Source organism: Paenibacillus sp. MER 99-2 (assembly GCF_023714095.1).
Lineage (GTDB): Bacteria > Bacillota > Bacilli > Paenibacillales > Paenibacillaceae > Paenibacillus.
Window position 1 is genome coordinate 46,468 of sequence record NZ_JAMAUZ010000006.1, and the last position, 17,019, is coordinate 63,486.

Below are 17,019 nucleotides of genomic sequence, written 5' to 3' on the forward strand. Positions count from 1 at the left end.
ACGGAAAAATCGCATGCTGACGGGGATGGTAGGCTGTTCTCAAAGTGCAAGTTCATTAGGACAATGCAACAGAGGAGCGAGAAATTTTGGTTTCAGCTCGCTAGACATCAGAGTACAAACATCATTTTACTGCTTGGCGGAGTTGCATTGGGCATGAGGAATTATGAATGAACAAGGGGGAGAAATTGGAGTGATTCATTGTACCTGTCGTGCCTTATGGAAGATCGCACTGGTCTTTGTGTTAGTGTTTACTGCATTATCGGCAGGGCTCGGAACAACACGATCCGCGCACGCGGAAGAGTGGTATGAAAAGTATCTGGGAGAGATACAGCTATTTCCTTACGGGTTTGTGCCCAAAGGTTGGGAGTTTGCTGCGGGACAAAAGATGAGCATTCAGGACAATCAAGCTTTGTATACTGTGCTTGGTACGACTTATGGGGGCAATGGTCAATCCGACTTTGCATTGCCGGACCTCACATCACTTCCTATACCTGATGGTATGGGGTACTACATAGCTACGGATGGAGTATATCCCAGGGGGAGTGCGCCTGGATATGCTGGCGAAGTGCGCATTTTCCCATACAGTTATGTACCTGATGGCTGGCTGAAGCTGGATGGCAGAACTTATAATACTCAGAATTACCCACAGCTATACTCTGTAATTGGTTCTCAGTATGGCTCTCAGGATGGTCAAAGTTTCACTTTGCCAAGTTTCAGTGCACTGCTGCCGAACACACCACTATATTTTGCTGTTTCGACTGTTTCTTTTGGTAACCAGAATGGAACAGATATTGGCAGTCTAAATAGTAATGTATTAGTAGGTCAGACCATACCATTTCTTGTTCCGATGCAGACCAATTGGAGTGCTAGCGATGGGAGAACGTTACGCTTACAGAATTATCAAGCTCTTTTTGCACTCGTGGGATGGAAGTTTGGTGGCGATGGACGGAGTACATTTGCTATCCCGGATTTGAGAAATAACTCTTATAATTTTCAATATTATACTGTGGATACAGGGATATATCCTACTCGTGGTGATCGAGGAGGTGGCCCCTCTGCAGTCGCAGGAACAAATACAATTTATACCGTAGCTACTGGAAAGACGGTGCGAGTTAACAGCTCGGATATGATGGGCAATGTGCCTGATAGTGCGAATGCTAAGGGAGTTTCGCTGCGCACTCAGCCGCAGTATGGAACGGTTACGCAAGACAGTAACGGTTTTATTTATCAGGCTCCAAACGGCTATTTCGGTAATGATAGCTTTACAGTGAGAACATACAACGATAATGGATTTGCTACGGGCTATTCAACGGTTCAAATCAAGATAGAGCAACCTGTACCACCTGTAGTAACCGGTGTTAGCGATGGGGGAATATACAATCGTACGGTCAATCCCGTATTTACCTCTGGTACGGCAATTTTGAATGGCAGTCCATTTGCAAGCGGCTCGCCGGTAACTGCGGAAGGAAACTATACGCTACTGGCAGCGAACAGATATGGAATGACACAGGTTCAATTTACGATTGATCTTACACCACCGACGGTAAGTGGAGTCACGAACGGTGGACGTTATACAGTGCCGCCGACGATTACGTTTAGCGATGGAACTGCTACACTAAATGGTACGGCATTTGCGAACGGAGGTCAGGTCAGTCAGGAAGGTAGTTATACACTGATCGTCACTGACGCGGCAAACAATAGTTCAACGATCGTATTCAGTTACTATGCACCACGTCAACTGACTTTTGACAGTGACGGTGGAGCAAGCGTAGCCACGCAACCTCTGTATTATGGCGATCATGGTGTTGAGCCAACCGCTCCAACACGGACCGGCTATACATTTATCGGTTGGTATAGCGATGTAGCGCGAACGCAATCTTTTAATTTTGAAAATACGGCGATTACGACGGATACACAGCTGTATGCAGGCTGGAGGCTTAATCAGTATACGGTTAGCTTTGATAGTAGTGGCGGAACAGCTATAGCGAATATCCCGGTGAATCATGGTTTGACCATTAGTGAACCGACAGCGCCAACACGAACAGGCTATACGTTTAACGGCTGGTTCACGGATGTGGGTCGCATACATCTCTTTAGATTTGAGAATACAGCAATAACACAGAATACACAGCTGTATGCGGAGTGGTTTTTGAACCATTACACGGTTAGCTTTAACAGCAGTGGTGGTACGGCAGTAGCGGATGTACCAGTGAATCATGGCTCTACGCTTAGTGCACCAACTGCGCCAACGCGGACGGGATATACGTTTACAGGTTGGTTCAGCGATCCTAGCCGCACACAACTGTTCAATTTTTCTAGTACGGAGATAACGGGAAATACACAGCTGTACGCTGGCTGGAGTATCAATCAATATACCGTTAGCTTTAATAGCGTCGGAGGTACAGCTGTATCAGATGTTCCGGTCACGTATGGCTCCACGATCAGTGCACCAACGGCGCCAACACGAACAGGTTACACCTTTACTAGCTGGTATAGTGATGCGGAACAAACGCAGCTGTTTAACTTTGCGAATACACCGATCACGACAAATACACAACTGTATGCGGGCTGGAATATCAATCAGTACAGCGTCAGCTTTGATAGTAACGGAGGTACAGCGGTAGCGGATCGTCAGATCGACTACGGCACGCTCTTGAGTGAGCCGACTGCTCCAACGCTAACGGGTTATACATTTGGCGGTTGGTATACAGATGCGGCGCATACACAGCGCTTTGAATTTGCTAGTATGCCAATAACGGTGGATACACAGCTGTATGCAAGCTGGACGCTCCAATCATATACGGTCACGTTCGACGTATATCAGGGAGATCATGCTAATGTGCCTGATCAGACGATAACGTACGGTGCACTGATTACGCGTCCTACAGATCCGGTACGTACGGGCTATACGTTTACCAATTGGTACGCAGATGCGGCACATACGCTGCCATTCGACTTCCAGACGATCATTACTGACTCGGTTACCTTGTATGCAGGTTGGAGCACGAATCAATATGTAGCCAGCTTCGAAAGTAATGGTGGTACTCTAGTGAGCGAGCAATTGCTCGACTATGGTGATCCGGTGCAGGAGCCACAACAGCCGAGCCGACTCGGGTATACCTTTACCGGCTGGTATATTGATGCGGGCTTAGAGCAGCGTTTCGATTTTGCCACATCGTCTATTCAGGATCATGTTCAGCTATATGCAGGCTGGGAACGCATTCTCTATACCGTTAGCTTTGATACGACCGGAGGCTCTGATATAACGGATATGCGTGTCGGACATGGCGATCAGTTAACCTTAATAAATGAGCCAACTTCGGATACGGAAGGTCAAGTCTTTGCCGGTTGGTTTGCAGATTCGCAGCTCACGGTTAAGTTTGATTTTAGTCAGCCGATCCAGTCGGATGTAACTTTGTATGCTAAATGGGCAGTTCAAGTACAGCAGATTACATTTGATACGGATGAAGGCACTACAATTGCTCCACAGACCGTTGCTTATGGCGACCTTCTGTCTCGTCCAACCGATCCAGAGCGCACAGGTTATACGTTTGCTGGCTGGTTTACCGATTCGGGACAGCCATTTGATTTTGCAACAACTACTGTAGTGGCAGATATGACGTTGTATGCAAAATGGAACATAGCCGTGCGAACCGTCACCTTCCAGACGGATGGTGGAACGACGATACAGGCTATTGAAATAAATAACGGAGAGATGTTATCTCGTCCAAGCGATCCGGTGCGAACGGGATATACGTTTACGGGATGGTACTCGGATATCGCACGTAGTCAGCCGTTTGATTTTGCGACAGCGACCATAAATGCAGATATGACGTTATATGCGGGGTGGACGCTTATACCACCACCAGGCGGTGGTAACTCCGGAAACAATGGAAATACAGGGAACAGTGGCGGTAGTGGAGATAGTGGAAGCAACGAAAGTGGGGGAGGCTCCAACTCCAATTCCAGCCCGATCTCAAGCGGTAATCCTTCTAATAATTCAAGTTCTACACAGGCAACCGTGTCCATTCCTGCAGGGCAGGCTGGCGAGCTTCGGCTAGGCACAGGAGTGCTCCTTGAAGTTCCAGCTGGTGCTTCGGATCAGCCGTTAGAAATTAAAGCCACCGTGGTAGACACACCGGTGACTGGTTTAGCCAGCAATGAGCGCGTTGTAAGTCAGGTGGTGGAATTCACCAAAAACACGCAGGGCAATTTCAAAATTCCAGTGAAATTAACACTAACTTTTGACCCGACTTCAGTTCTTAGCAATGAGAAGCTTGCGGTCTTTTACCAGCAACAGCCGAATACGCCATGGACAATGGTTGAAGACGGCAAAGTGGATGGGAACAATATCAGCGTAGATGTGAATCACTTTACACGTTTTGCTGTGATGGCAGTTCCGGCAACGATAGCTGTTCCTACAGAAGCTAATTTTAGTGATATTGAAGGTCACTGGGCATCCGCCAGCATCCGTGAAGCGGCTGCACTCGGTATCGTAAATGGTTACTCGGATGGAAGCTTCCGTCCAGGGACACATGTTACACGAGCAGAATTTACAGCAATGCTTGTACGGATGCTGAAGCCGGTGTCTGAGCAAGAAAATACTATCTCAACCATGCCTTCTTTCACAGATGAGGCTCAGATCGGAGCATGGGCACATGATGCTATTGCACAGGCGAGCGCGCTAGGTTGGATTCAAGGCCATGCGGACGGAAACTTCCGTCCGAACGTTTCAATTACACGTGCGGAGATGGCCGTTATGGTCAGCCGTGCGCTGACACTGACTGATGTTGCAGCCGAATCTTCCTTTACTGATGCAGCCAGCATACCTGCTTGGGCAAGCCAGGCAGCAGCTCACATGCAGCAATCGGGTCTGATGAAAGGTCGAGTCAATGGAGCATTTGATTCTTCAGCACTGACAACCCGTGCGGAAGCAGCACAGGTATTGATGAATGCACTCCGACATAAATGAACCCGCTTCGGAAATAGACCTCTCTTGCCGTTTTACGATGTCATATCGTAAAACGGCTTTTTGTTATTTTTGTATCTTATTCACTACTCGGAACGAGATGGAGCAGTCTTGTTAAGAACAAGACTGAAGTAATAAATGAGATGTTATGGGAAAGGTTTGTGTGGATCATGGAATAATGGGACATAAAAAAAGCCCCGCTCCCAGGGGGGACGGGGAGCGGGGCTGCAGCGGTATTGATTATTCGTTAAGCTGTTTTGGCACTAACGGTTGGTGTGTCTTTGGGGTTGTTACCTTTGTTACGGCTGAACAATCCGCGAAGGTAAGGCAGTACCCAGTGATCCAGACCGATTTTACCAGCATTTGCACCAGCGACTACAAGGAAGATCTGCATCAGTACCAGTTGAGCATTCGTGCTCACTGTACCCGAGAAGAGGAACGCGAAGTTCATGACCAATGCCATCAGTGCAGCGAGTGTTGTGAAGCATCCAAGGATGAGACCCAGACCTACAAGGAATTCACCAAGTGGGATGATGAAGTCGAACAATCCAGCGTTTGGTACAGCGAATTTCTCTAAGAACGTTCCCCACCAAGCTTGAACGGTAGGATTCTCACCAGTAGCTTTGCCAACTGCGCCTGCAAGGAACCCGCCAGCTTGGAATCCGCCAGTCAATTTGCTCCATCCGTGAGTCATCCAATCGTAACCGATGTACACCCGAAGTACTGTCAAAATCCACATTGCCACTTTGTTTTCTCTAAGCCATTGGTTGAAGCTGAACATATAAACCACTCCTTCATGGAATCTAGTGTGTGTTGTTTTTGTTTTTCTAAGTGATCACCTTTGATGTCTTTATTGTATAGTCCGAGGGTTGTTTTGTTTGTGATAAAAATCACAATCTAGTTCAAATTTTAAGTAAGCTTTGAGAAGTTCACAGTTAGGACACATTTGGTTTCTTGTGCATTGTTTCAAATGAAGGTTTTGGGGTAAGCAATTGCTCCCAAATCAAAGACAAACCACTGTTCATATGATTAAATGGAAAGAAAACGTGAAATGGTCTTCTACATGAGCTATTCATCCGCATCTTAGATCCAGCCATATCGCTTCAGGAGGTACATTGAATTGAAGCTTTTCCCATGGAAACGAACTGCATCCGCTACGTCCCTACTTATCCTTGCCCTCAGTCTTGCCGCGTGTCAGAACAAAGAGTTAGCCCAGATGCCAGAGCAGCCTAATAATGTTCCAGCACCCGTACAGGAGGAGCAAGTCGTCGAAGAACCAGCAAAAGCTCTATTTACTGCGCCACTTACAGGTTTGCCTTCTAATGAAGCAATTACGAACAGACCCTTGGCTGTAATGATTAATAATGCTCCTGCCGCGAGACCTCAATCAGGCTTAAGTTCAGCAGATATTATTTTGGAGGTGCTTGCAGAGGGTGGTATCACCCGGTTCATCGCAATATTCCAGAGTGAAGGCGGCGCTGAGACGGTGGGACCTGTGCGTAGCATCAGACCATATCTGATCCAGCTGGGCGAGAGCTATGACGGAGTGCTTGTTCATGCAGGCGGTAGCCCGGAGGCGTATTCCATTTTGCAACGACAACAAAAACAACATATGGATGAAATATCAAACGGTGGGCCGTATTTTTGGCGTTCTTCGGATCGTAAAGCTCCGCATAATCTATACACCTCTGTGGACAAGCTGAGAGAAGGCGCCGATATCAAGGGTTACAGTCACGATAGTGTATCGCCTGTCTATACCTATAATGAAGAAGGTTCTACTTCTAGCGGAGAGACGGCGAAGCAATTCGAAATTCATTATTTATTGAATAGTTACCTTGTGACGTATGATTATGATGAAGTTAGCGGACGATATATGAGATTGGTTAACGGCAAAGCCGATCAGGATATGGATAATGGTGAACAGCTTGGAGCAGCCAACATTATTGTAGCGGGTGCAGATCACAAAGTACTCGACGATGTAGGTCGATTGTCCGTCAACCTGGAGCAAGGCGGGGAAGCGATGTTATTCCAGAAGGGCAAAATGATCCGTGGACAGTGGGAGAAGAAGCAAGGCGATATTATTCGTTTTGTGCAGGATGGCAGTGAGGTAGCGCTTGTGCCGGGTAAGACGTTCATTAGCATTGTGCCGAATCAGCCGAGTTTTTCGGGCCACGTGAAGCTGAGCGAGCAATAAGTGAGTGCAGTGCGAATTGTATAATCTTAATAGATGACAATGAATGGATCTCTTTTATGAAAATGAGATTGCCGTCCAAGCTGATTATTGTACCCTTTTGTAAACGCAGTGTAAAATCTAGCCTTGAATTTGCCAGTCATACCAAATAATTAAGATTCATTTCAGATTAATGTGATAAGAATATAAAAAAGGATCACACCTTTTGTACAAACCATGAAACAAATATGATAAGATATCAAAGGTTGTCATTTCATGTTTCATCGGTTATCGGCAATTTCTCGTAAAGGGGATAGAGCTATGAAGCTTAAGAAGAAGAAGGATATATTTTTTGAAACACTGGAGAACATGGCAGATACGGTTGTTCAAGCGGCAGATTATTTCTCCCAGCATGTTTCCAACCTTCAGGATGTGACTCTTTTTGCCAATGAAATGAAGAAGTACGAGTCGAAATGTGATGATTACGTGCATACGATCATTACAGAACTCAACAAAACATTTATCACGCCGATCGAACGCGATGATATTATGGAGCTGACAACAACACTTGATGACGTATTGGACGGAATCGAAGCAACGGCTTCCCGTTTCTATATGTACCAACTGACGGATCCAGACGAGTATATCGTTCAATTTGCTGATATTCTGCGCCAATCGGCTTACGAAATTCAGAAGGCGATTCATTTGCTGTCACAGAAAAAATTGCTCGCTATCCGTGAGTACACCATTCGTTTGAATGATCTGGAAAACCAGGGCGACGAAGTACTGCGCATGTGTATCAAAAATCTCTTCGCTACCGTGTCAGATCCAATTGAACTGATCAAGCGCAAAGAAATTTATGAGCGTCTTGAGACGACGACGGATGCTTGCGAACATGTAGCGAACGTGCTTGAGTCTATCATCATGCGTAATTCTTAAGGAGCCAGAGAATAATGGAAACAACGATTTGGGTATTAGGTATAGTCGTCTTCCTTGCACTGGCGTTTGACTTCATCAACGGTTTTCATGACACGGCTAATGCCATTGCCACATCGGTATCAACACGGGCACTGACGCCGAGACGTGCGATTCTGCTCGCAGCCGTCATGAACTTTGTCGGTGCAATGATGTTTACGGGTGTTGCGAAGACGATTGGGGGGAGTGTGACTGACCCCACCAAGCTAGATAACGGGATTGAGGTCGTCATCGTCACCTTGATCTCGGCGATTATCTGGAATCTTGTAACCTGGTGGTTCGGAATTCCTTCTTCATCCTCTCATGCACTGATTGGAGCGTTGGCAGGAGCTGTGTTCGTGGGTGCAGGATCGGACAAAGTGAAGTGGAGTGGATTTATTGATATCGTAGGAGGTTTGTTATTATCACCTCTGATTGCATTTGCCATAGGTTATGTGGTCATGATTATTCTTAAATACATTTTCGCCAAACGCAGTCCGCATAACGTGAACAAAGGATTCCGTACTGTACAGATCTTCACAGCGGCACTACAAGCGTTCACGCATGGTACGAATGATGCACAAAAAGCGATGGGGATTATCACCTTTGCTCTCGTTGCAGCCAAAGTACAAGACCATTTGGAGGTTCCACTGTGGGTTAAAATCTCTGCAGCAACAGCCATGGCACTTGGTACTTCCATTGGTGGTTGGAAAATCATCAAAACGATGGGAACCAAAATCTTTAAAATCGAACCGATTAATGGCTTCGCTGCAGACTTGTCAGCAGCTTCCGTTATTTTCACTGCGACGTTACTACATCTTCCGGTAAGTACAACGCATGCAATCACATCCGCGATTCTGGGTGTTGGTTCTGCTAAACGTTTCTCTGCCGTAAAATGGGGACTAGCTGGACGGATCATTATTACATGGTTCATTACGATTCCAATTACTGCTGCATTAGCAGGTTTGCTGTACTGGATCATTTTCTAATAGAGGTTGTTCAAAAAGTCCGCTTTTGAGACCTTTTTGAACACGTACTAATAAGAAAAATGTTCCTAATCATTACGAACAAGCTAATCACAATTGTTCATAACATTGTGAATATCGGGATATGTGGATAATTATACAACCAAAAAGAAGAGACGCCTGTGCATGAACGTGTGGACAGGCTGGATATGTGGATAGCCATCCGTGGAATGATAAACCAAAAGATATTTATCCTGTGGATACAGGGAACTGTGGATAGGGAATGAGAGAAGCCAACAGGGTTGGCTTTTTTTGTTGTCGTGTTCACAGGAGCTTCTATACGTAGCAAGGACTAGCGGGTGGTTGCAGGAGACGATATGATGATTAAATTGTACAATAGCGTAAAGGATATTAGGACAAGGACGTGGTCTAATTTATGATACGTACACTCGCGATTACACGAGATCATCAAGTCTCCGTAAATGTGCCACTTGCAGAGCTAGATTTGAATGACTATGCCTGGGTATGGGCAGATTTTAACCAGCCTACGGACGAAGAGAGCCGTATGTTGGATACATATTTTCATTTTCACCCCTTAGCGATAGAGGATTGTCTGCATGTATTGCAGCGTCCAAAGCTCGACTATTATGATAATTTACAGTTTCTCGTGTTACATGCCTTGAATCCAGTCACGTTGGAAGCGGAAGAGGTAGACTTGTTTCTAGGAACTAACTTCTTAGTTTCATTCCATCATGGAGCACTTGAAGAGGTCGATGAGGCTTGGGAGCGGTTATTGCATCACGCACATGAACGAACGATCTGGGCTCGCGGTCCTGTAGCTGCAGCCTATACCGTGATGGACAAACTCGTCGATCATTATTTTCCGTCCTTGTTTGCCATTGAAGATGAGTTGGCAGAACTGGAGAACCGGGGTGGCAAGGAGTCAGTAGAGGATCTGATGAACCAGGTGTTCGACTTGCGAAGTAGACTGCTCAAGCTCAGACGGACGGTTGTCCCTATGAGGGATCTGCTCTACCGAGTGATTAATTCCCAGCATGTGCAGCGGACAGGAGAGCATACAGCGTATTTTACGGATATCTATGATCATCTGCTCAAGCTGACGGATATGATCGAGGCTGATCGAGAAATGACGGCAGATCTGCGTGATAGCTACATCTCGCTCAACTCCAATCGAATGAATCAGATTATGAAAACACTCACGGTGATTACAACGGTATTTATGCCACTTACGCTGATCGCGGGTATTTATGGGATGAATTTTGCTTATATGCCTGAGTTACAGTGGAAATTCGGGTATGGTGCGGTACTTTTATTGATGTTTGTGCTAGGCGGCAGCATGGTGGCATGGTTTGTGAAGCGTGGATGGTTCAAGTGAGAATATAGAACTCCGAATATTACATCAGTATAGGCCACAAAGCAAAATCTCAGGTAGTGTTAATGCTCAAGAGATCGGTTGCCAAGTGGCCTTTATGATCTTCTATATATATAAGGGAAATCAAATGTATCCACATGTGAATAAGTTTTCGGCAGCCAATAAGATGTGCATAACTTTTGAGTTTGTCACTGTAGCTGTGGTTGGAGGCTCTACACTTCCACTACAAAAGAAGCAGCGGCTGTCTCTGCCCCGTTCACAATAATGGTTAGCGTGTGCAGACCGGCATAATATTTTCTCGTTGTAATCACCTTGAACGATTGCTTCGTAGTTACTCGAGTTCTTCCTGGCGGGTAGACTTTGTCGGAGCACTTGAACCGTTTGGGTGCCTGTTTGCCATTGGCCTTCATATAGCCCATCTCGTATTCAATCCGCAGCATCTGTGCTTCTCCGCTCTCATTCACCACATCGAACGAAAAATGAAGTTCTTCGCCAATGGCCACGGTCTCCTGCGCAAGCGTTAGATGTTCAATATGAATGGCGTCCTGTTCATGGTAACCGAATAAACGAAGTGCTTGAACATGTCCTTGCTTGAGTAGGGAACGACACGCGTGACGTACAATCCAGTCGGTATGTTCATGCTGCCCATACCAGGTAGAAGCGAGATCCAGAACCAGATCAGGATGATCCTTCGAGATGTCATTGAGATGGTTCGCCACACTTTTCCGCACATAGAGTGACTCGTCCTGCTTCAATGCATGGAGAATAGGGAGTGCTGGCGACGGATCGCTGATCAAGCTTCGGAGCTTCGAGCCCCAAGGTAAACGGGGACGGCTGCCTTCGCTTGCTAATCTGCGGATATGCTCGTTCGGACTGCCTGTCCATTCCATCAGGTGTTTCATCGTTTCAGTTGGATAACGCTCAATAAACGGGCATACCGCAAACTCCGAACTGGAATATGGTGTGAAGACAGTTAAGTACTTCATGGATAATTCGTAGTGTTCTGGCTCAAGTCCATTGACTTCGATGTAATCGGGTACGAACAGATACTCGACGCCGCGCATGTCCGGTGCAGCCTGCTCAATAACTTGTAACGCATCCTCATAACGATCTGGAAGCACTTCGGTTAGAGAGAGGGTAATCCGGCGAATTCTTGCCTTGAATTCCAAAGTGTCCCAGCCTTCGGCAAATACAAGCTCTTGAAAATGATGGGTGTCCAGTGTGGGATGGAATTGTTGCAGTAGTTTACCCGTTCGTTCTATTAATGCAGGTGTGTACTTATCTTTGAAAAGTTCCATCAGTCTGCCTCCTTGTTTCTTATGTAGTGTCTAAAATTCGTTGTAGGTTATGTTCAATATGCCCGACCCACTGATGTGTGCAATGGTTAAGTTAACATATATAGTATACCTTAATTCGAGCGAATAAGAACATAAGTTCTTAATAAAGATAAAAAATGAAGGCACCTTCCTTCTTCAAGGAGGTGCCAGAGCGAGCATTAACGTTTGCTACTTTTGGGACGACGTTTGGTGGAACTCGTTTTACGTTTTACCGTGTTGCTACGGCGACGAGGCGTTGTTGTCGTTTTTTTACGACGTTTACGTGGCCGAGGAGATGAATACTCTTCATAATCCGCATCTGCCTCGCTGTTATTGCTTTTCCCTTTGCCAAATGGCAGAATTCCCATCACCAGCTTCATCATCGGTGCCATCTGCTGAATACCACCGACAACCTTTTGCATTTTGCCGATGCCGCTCATGATGCCATCAATACCACCGAAGCGGTCAATCATTCCTTTTAATTCACCGATGTTGGCAAGTGAGAATCCAGAGCTACCAGATGATGCAGGTTCTTGAACCGGAATTGGCGCACTGACTGGGGCACCTCCGGCATAAAAATTGGGGGCAGGTGCGCCTTGCCCATAAGGAACCAGTCCAGATGCCTCCACTTCTGCGAAGTTTGGATAATAGGGTTCCACACCAGGATACATGGACTGAACCGGAGCCTCATTTAATGAACGCTGGATAACGCCTGGCGGTGCATAGGCAGAAGTATATGCTTGCCGTTGCCGATGAGGATGGGAAGACGGGCGTTGCCGTGGCGTAGGCGGGCGGTGATAATAATGCTGTGGCATAAACAATCACGTTCCTTCTATGTTGGATTTCGGAATTGCGTTCCCTCAGCTTGGTGCCAAATATACATAACAGGGCCGAGATGGAACTCCCTTTTGATATACTGTATGTCATTCGCGGAGAGACGGCGTAGGCGGGTATCCCGGAAAACGGGATATTTGCGGATTTGGGCGCAGGGCATCAGAGGAGAATCTATGATGTATTGGATAGTTCGGACACAAAATTGTAACATTTAGGATGATTAAAATCCTACATATTTAATCGGGAATATACAGGCGAAAAACTGGATATACCGCGGGATTATGACCTGTTGTACACGGTGAGAGGACAATAGTTCTTTTGAAAACGGTAACATGTATTTTTATTCTGCACTGCGTGAAATCGTTAACGCTTGAAATACCAACTCAGGATGCGTACAATGGGGGTACACAGTAACCGCTAGGGGATGATGATAAAATGCAGCTGAAAAAGCTAAATGATAAAAGTATTGAGCAATTATTCGAAGCGATCTTAACGTTAAAAGATATTGAAGAATGTTATGTGTTCTTTGATGATCTATGCACAGTAAATGAGATTCAATCGATGTCTCAACGTTTGGAAGTTGCGCGTATGCTCGGTAAAGGCAACACGTATAATCAGATTGAAGCGGAGACAGGCGCAAGTACTGCGACGATTTCCCGTGTTAAACGCTGCCTGAACTATGGTAACGATGGTTATAAAATGACCTTGGAACGTCTGGGACGCTAATGATGAAAAAACCGGGTGTACTTATCATTAGTCACGGCTCTCAGGAGCAGATCTGGGTTGACTCCGTCGATGACGCGATCGCTCAATTGAACCTTCCTGAAGCTATGCCTGTTGAAGCCGGTTTTCTTGAACTTGTAGAAGGACGCCTGATCCAGGACGGTATCGACCGACTGGAGGCACAAGGTGTTACCGATCTCTTAGTTGTACCTCTATTTGTATCTTCCGGCAGCACGCATGTGGATGAGATAGAGTATGCGATTGGCGCCAAAGACGCGCCAGAACGCGAAACTGATCTGGAACCGTTCCATGTCACAGCCAAGGTGCACTTCGGCTATCCCGTCGATAACGACCCTGATATTGCGGTCATGGTTTGGGATAAAGTGAAGTCACTGTCACAGAAGCCTGAGCAAGAAACGATTCTGCTGGTGGGTCATGGAAGTATCCGTGATGGGTTCCGTCAGCGCTGGGAAGCGGGTATTGCTTCACTTGCGGAACGGGTTCGTGAGGTTAGTGGTGTTGCACACACCGATTATGCTTTGCTTAATCCGGAGAGCGTGTATGATAAGGCGAAGTATTGGAGTGAAGAGCGGGGGAGCCGAGTAATCGTGGCGCCGCTGTTTTTGAGTGCCGGTTATTTCACCATGAACGTTATTCCGGAGCGCCTGAAGGATCTGAATTATGCATACAGTGGTGAGACATTGCTGCCACATTCGCTCTTAGGTCAGTGGCTAGAGCGGCAGATTCGTATTTTGTTAGACCGATGTCATGCGACTGAGGTGTAAAGCTTTCTTTTGAAGAAAGCAATGCTAAAGAAATGCTAGAACTTCCTTGTGTCCGTGCATTATAAGAAAAATTAAACACTAAGATTTCTGATAAGCTCCCATCATAGTTAAGTGTAGATAATCAACACGTCTACGGAAACTATGATGGGAGTTTTTGCAATGTCCGAATAAAGTTCGAATAATCCTAAGAGAAACGCTAGAATGACAACTTGTTCTTGAAATTACGATTTATTGTAAGCGTTCCCGTGTTATAATGTACGAAGTTGTATACAAGTTACCTAAAACGTTTTCTGTTTTATGATTTCATACTCTGAAAGTGAGGTTCAGTGATGATTAAAGTAACGGAAGATAATCAATATGTTGAATTGACAAGCCCGACAAGTATGCCGAAGGCATCGGGATTTCTGTGGAATGAGAAGATGATGATTCATGTGAATTGCCGGGGGTATGCTGTGGCTCAATTCATGCAACCGGAACCTGCCAAATATTCATATGCACCCAATCTGGAAGCCAAGACGTTTATGCAACCAGAACAGCCATACTATGCCCATCATCCAGGACGATTCGTATATATCAAGGATGAAGAAAGTGGCGAACTTTTCTCAGCCCCGTATGAACCCGTTCGTAAACAGGCCGACGAATATACTTTCGCTGTAGGCAAAAACGATATTCATTGGAGAGTTGCCCAAGACGACATTTGCATCGAAATGTCCCTGCGTTTACCGAAGGAAGATGTGATGGAGCTATGGCGTGTGCGAGTGACGAACCTGTCTTCGAGAAAACGCAAGCTTAGTATATATCCGTATTTTACGGTCGGCTATATGTCCTGGATGAACCAATCCGGTTCATATGTGGAGAATTTACAGAGCATCGTCTGCTCGGCCATTACGCCGTACCAGAAATATCAAGACTATAGCAAAATCAAGAACTATAAGGACAAGACCTATCTGCTTGCGGAGCATAAGCCAGTCTCATGGGAAGTGAATCAAGAGAGCTTCGAAGGTGAAGGTGGACTTCATGCTCCTTCCGCTCTTCAATCGGATACACTACGTGGTGGAGATGCACGGTATGAGACGCCTGTGGCTGTGCTGCAATATAGATTGGAGCTGGATGCAGGCGCGGAGCAGGACTATCGCTTTATCTTTGGCCCGGCTTATGATGAAGCAGAGATTGAGAGCATCCGTCAGCATTACTTTTTGAGCAAAAATCAGAATGGGCAGGACGGCTTCACCGCAGCCGAGCAGGAATATGCGGATTATGTTGCCGCAGGGCAAGGCAATATCCAGATCGAGACGCCGGATCATTGGCTGGATAACATCGTGAATCATTGGCTACCTCGCCAGATGTACTATCATGGTAAGACTAATCGTCTATCCACCGATCCGCAGACGCGTAATTATTTGCAGGACAATATGGGCATGAGCTATATTCAGCCACAGATTGCGAGGGCTGCCTTCCTGACTGCCATGTCCCAGCAGCAGATTAGCGGCGCGATGCCAGACGGTATTATTTTGCACCCAGACGCAGAGCTGAAATACATTAACCAGATTCCTCATACCGACCACTGTATCTGGCTTCCGGTCTGCCTCAAGACGTATTTGGATGAGACGCATGATTATAGCATTTTGGAGGAACAGGTTGCTTTTGCAGATAGTGAGCAGCAGGCTTCGGTAGTGGAACATATGAATCTTGCGATGCGCTGGTTGATCCATGAGCGGGATGGTCGAGGACTGAACTACATCAATCAGGGTGACTGGTGTGATCCGATGAACATGGTAGGATACAAAGGCATCGGAGTATCCGGCTGGCTGACGATTGCGACGGCATATGCATTTAATGTGTGGGCAGATATTGCTGAAGAGGCGGGGCATGCTGAGGTTGCAGGAGAATTCCGTCAGGAAGCCACGCAGACCAATGCCGTAGCGAATGAGTATCTGTGGGATGGTGACTGGTATGCGCGTGGCATTACGGATGATAACGTCGTGTTTGGTGTGAGCACGGATGTGGAAGGACGCATCTATATCAATCCTCAGAGCTGGGCACTCATGAGTGGTGCCGCGGATCAAGAGAAGCGGGAGAAGTTAATTCGCTCGGTAGAAGAGCAACTGGAGTCACCATACGGCGTGGAGAAGCTCGCTCCGTCCTTCACAGCTATGCGTGAGGATGTCGGACGGGTTACGCAAAAGCATCCGGGAAGCGCAGAGAACGGAGCAGTATATAACCACGCGGCAGCGTTTTACATTTATGCATTGTATCTGGTAGGAGAGAAGGACAGAGCCTATCGTCTGCTGCGTAAAATGATCCCTGGCCCAAATTCCGAGGATATGATCCAGCGTGGGCAACTGCCTGTATTTATTCCGAATTATTATCGCGGAGCCTATCGCCAATTCCCACGTACAGCCGGGCGCTCCAGTCACCTGTTTAACACAGGCACGGTACCTTGGGTTTATCGTTGTGTGATTGACGGTCTGTTCGGATTGCAGGGACATCCGCAAGGACTTTTAGTTCGCCCACAACTGCCTGAGGATTGGAACAAAGCTTCAGTTACACGTTTGTTCCGCGGGGCTGAGCTACAAGTAAACATGGAGAAGAATGCGTCTGTGAAGGCGATGGAAGTTTATGTGGATGGTCAACAGGTTGAAGGTGATGTCATCACAGATATTCAAGCTGGGGTAAAATATGATGTATTGGTGAAATTACCTGTGTAGAAATACTTTTGTATAACTGCTTTTAATAATAATCTGCAGTTATCCTTGTAGAACATAGTTTGCAGTAAATATTGAGCGGTCTTTACTTTCATAAATACGAGTAAGATCTGGTGCTCTGAAGAATAGCGCATATTAAAACTGTCTCCTTAATGTGGGGGCAGTTTTGCTATATTGATTTATTTTGAGATTAGTTTTTTGTCAG

11 protein-coding genes are annotated in these 17,019 nt (G+C 46.3%); 8 read left to right on the forward strand and 3 right to left on the reverse strand.

Annotated elements, in window-relative coordinates; genetic code table 11:
• Positions 1 to 163 precede the first annotated feature (163 nt).
• Positions 164 to 4,972, forward strand: a complete 4,809-nt coding sequence (locus M3636_RS21815; RefSeq protein WP_251383996.1) for an InlB B-repeat-containing protein — start codon at positions 164 to 166, stop codon at positions 4,970 to 4,972.
• 244 nt (positions 4,973 to 5,216) lie between these two features.
• Here M3636_RS21815 and M3636_RS21820 read toward each other — a convergent pair whose 3' ends face one another.
• Positions 5,217 to 5,750, reverse strand: a complete 534-nt coding sequence (locus M3636_RS21820) for a DoxX family protein (RefSeq protein WP_128100291.1) — start codon at positions 5,748 to 5,750, stop codon at positions 5,217 to 5,219.
• Between the two features lie 339 nt (positions 5,751 to 6,089).
• Here M3636_RS21820 and M3636_RS21825 point away from each other — a divergent pair, with 339 nt between their 5' ends.
• The 4 genes from M3636_RS21825 to corA all read left to right on the forward strand — a co-directional run bounded on the left by M3636_RS21825 (position 6,090) and on the right by corA (position 10,454).
• The gene (locus M3636_RS21825) at positions 6,090 to 7,163 is read left to right on the forward strand and encodes a DUF3048 domain-containing protein (RefSeq protein WP_251383997.1); all 1,074 of its coding nucleotides are present in this window, start codon (positions 6,090 to 6,092) and stop codon (positions 7,161 to 7,163) included.
• Between the two features lie 297 nt (positions 7,164 to 7,460).
• Positions 7,461 to 8,078, forward strand: coding sequence for a DUF47 domain-containing protein (locus M3636_RS21830; protein ID WP_056692927.1), 618 nt, complete (start codon positions 7,461 to 7,463; stop codon positions 8,076 to 8,078).
• Between the two features lie 14 nt (positions 8,079 to 8,092).
• Positions 8,093 to 9,082, forward strand: coding sequence for an inorganic phosphate transporter (locus M3636_RS21835; protein WP_056692924.1), 990 nt, complete (start codon positions 8,093 to 8,095; stop codon positions 9,080 to 9,082).
• Between the two features lie 412 nt (positions 9,083 to 9,494).
• Positions 9,495 to 10,454 (forward strand): magnesium/cobalt transporter CorA, encoded by a 960-nt coding sequence (corA, locus tag M3636_RS21840; RefSeq protein WP_251383998.1) that lies wholly within the window; start codon positions 9,495 to 9,497, stop codon positions 10,452 to 10,454.
• A 209-nt stretch (positions 10,455 to 10,663) separates the two neighbouring features.
• On the opposite strand, the gene M3636_RS21845 is transcribed toward corA, so the two are convergent.
• Positions 10,664 to 11,749 carry a DNA alkylation repair protein gene (locus tag M3636_RS21845; protein WP_251383999.1) on the reverse strand — a complete coding sequence of 362 codons (1,086 nt, stop codon included), beginning with the start codon at positions 11,747 to 11,749 and terminating at the stop codon, positions 10,664 to 10,666.
• 197 nt (positions 11,750 to 11,946) lie between these two features.
• Positions 11,947 to 12,582, reverse strand: a complete 636-nt coding sequence (locus tag M3636_RS21850) for a tyrosine protein kinase (protein WP_251384112.1) — start codon at positions 12,580 to 12,582, stop codon at positions 11,947 to 11,949.
• 454 nt (positions 12,583 to 13,036) lie between these two features.
• Between M3636_RS21850 and M3636_RS21855 the strand changes: the two genes are divergently transcribed.
• The 3 genes from M3636_RS21855 (at position 13,037) to M3636_RS21865 (ending at position 16,817) form a co-directional block, all read left to right on the forward strand.
• The gene (locus M3636_RS21855; RefSeq protein ID WP_017690665.1) at positions 13,037 to 13,327 is read left to right on the forward strand and encodes a YerC/YecD family TrpR-related protein; all 291 of its coding nucleotides are present in this window, start codon (positions 13,037 to 13,039) and stop codon (positions 13,325 to 13,327) included.
• 2 nt (positions 13,328 to 13,329) lie between these two features.
• Positions 13,330 to 14,109, forward strand: a complete 780-nt coding sequence (locus M3636_RS21860; protein WP_251384113.1) for a sirohydrochlorin chelatase — start codon at positions 13,330 to 13,332, stop codon at positions 14,107 to 14,109.
• Positions 14,110 to 14,438: 329 nt separating this feature from the next.
• Positions 14,439 to 16,817, forward strand: a complete 2,379-nt coding sequence (locus M3636_RS21865) for a GH36-type glycosyl hydrolase domain-containing protein (RefSeq protein WP_251384000.1) — start codon at positions 14,439 to 14,441, stop codon at positions 16,815 to 16,817.
• Positions 16,818 to 17,019: the final 202 nt, after the last annotated feature.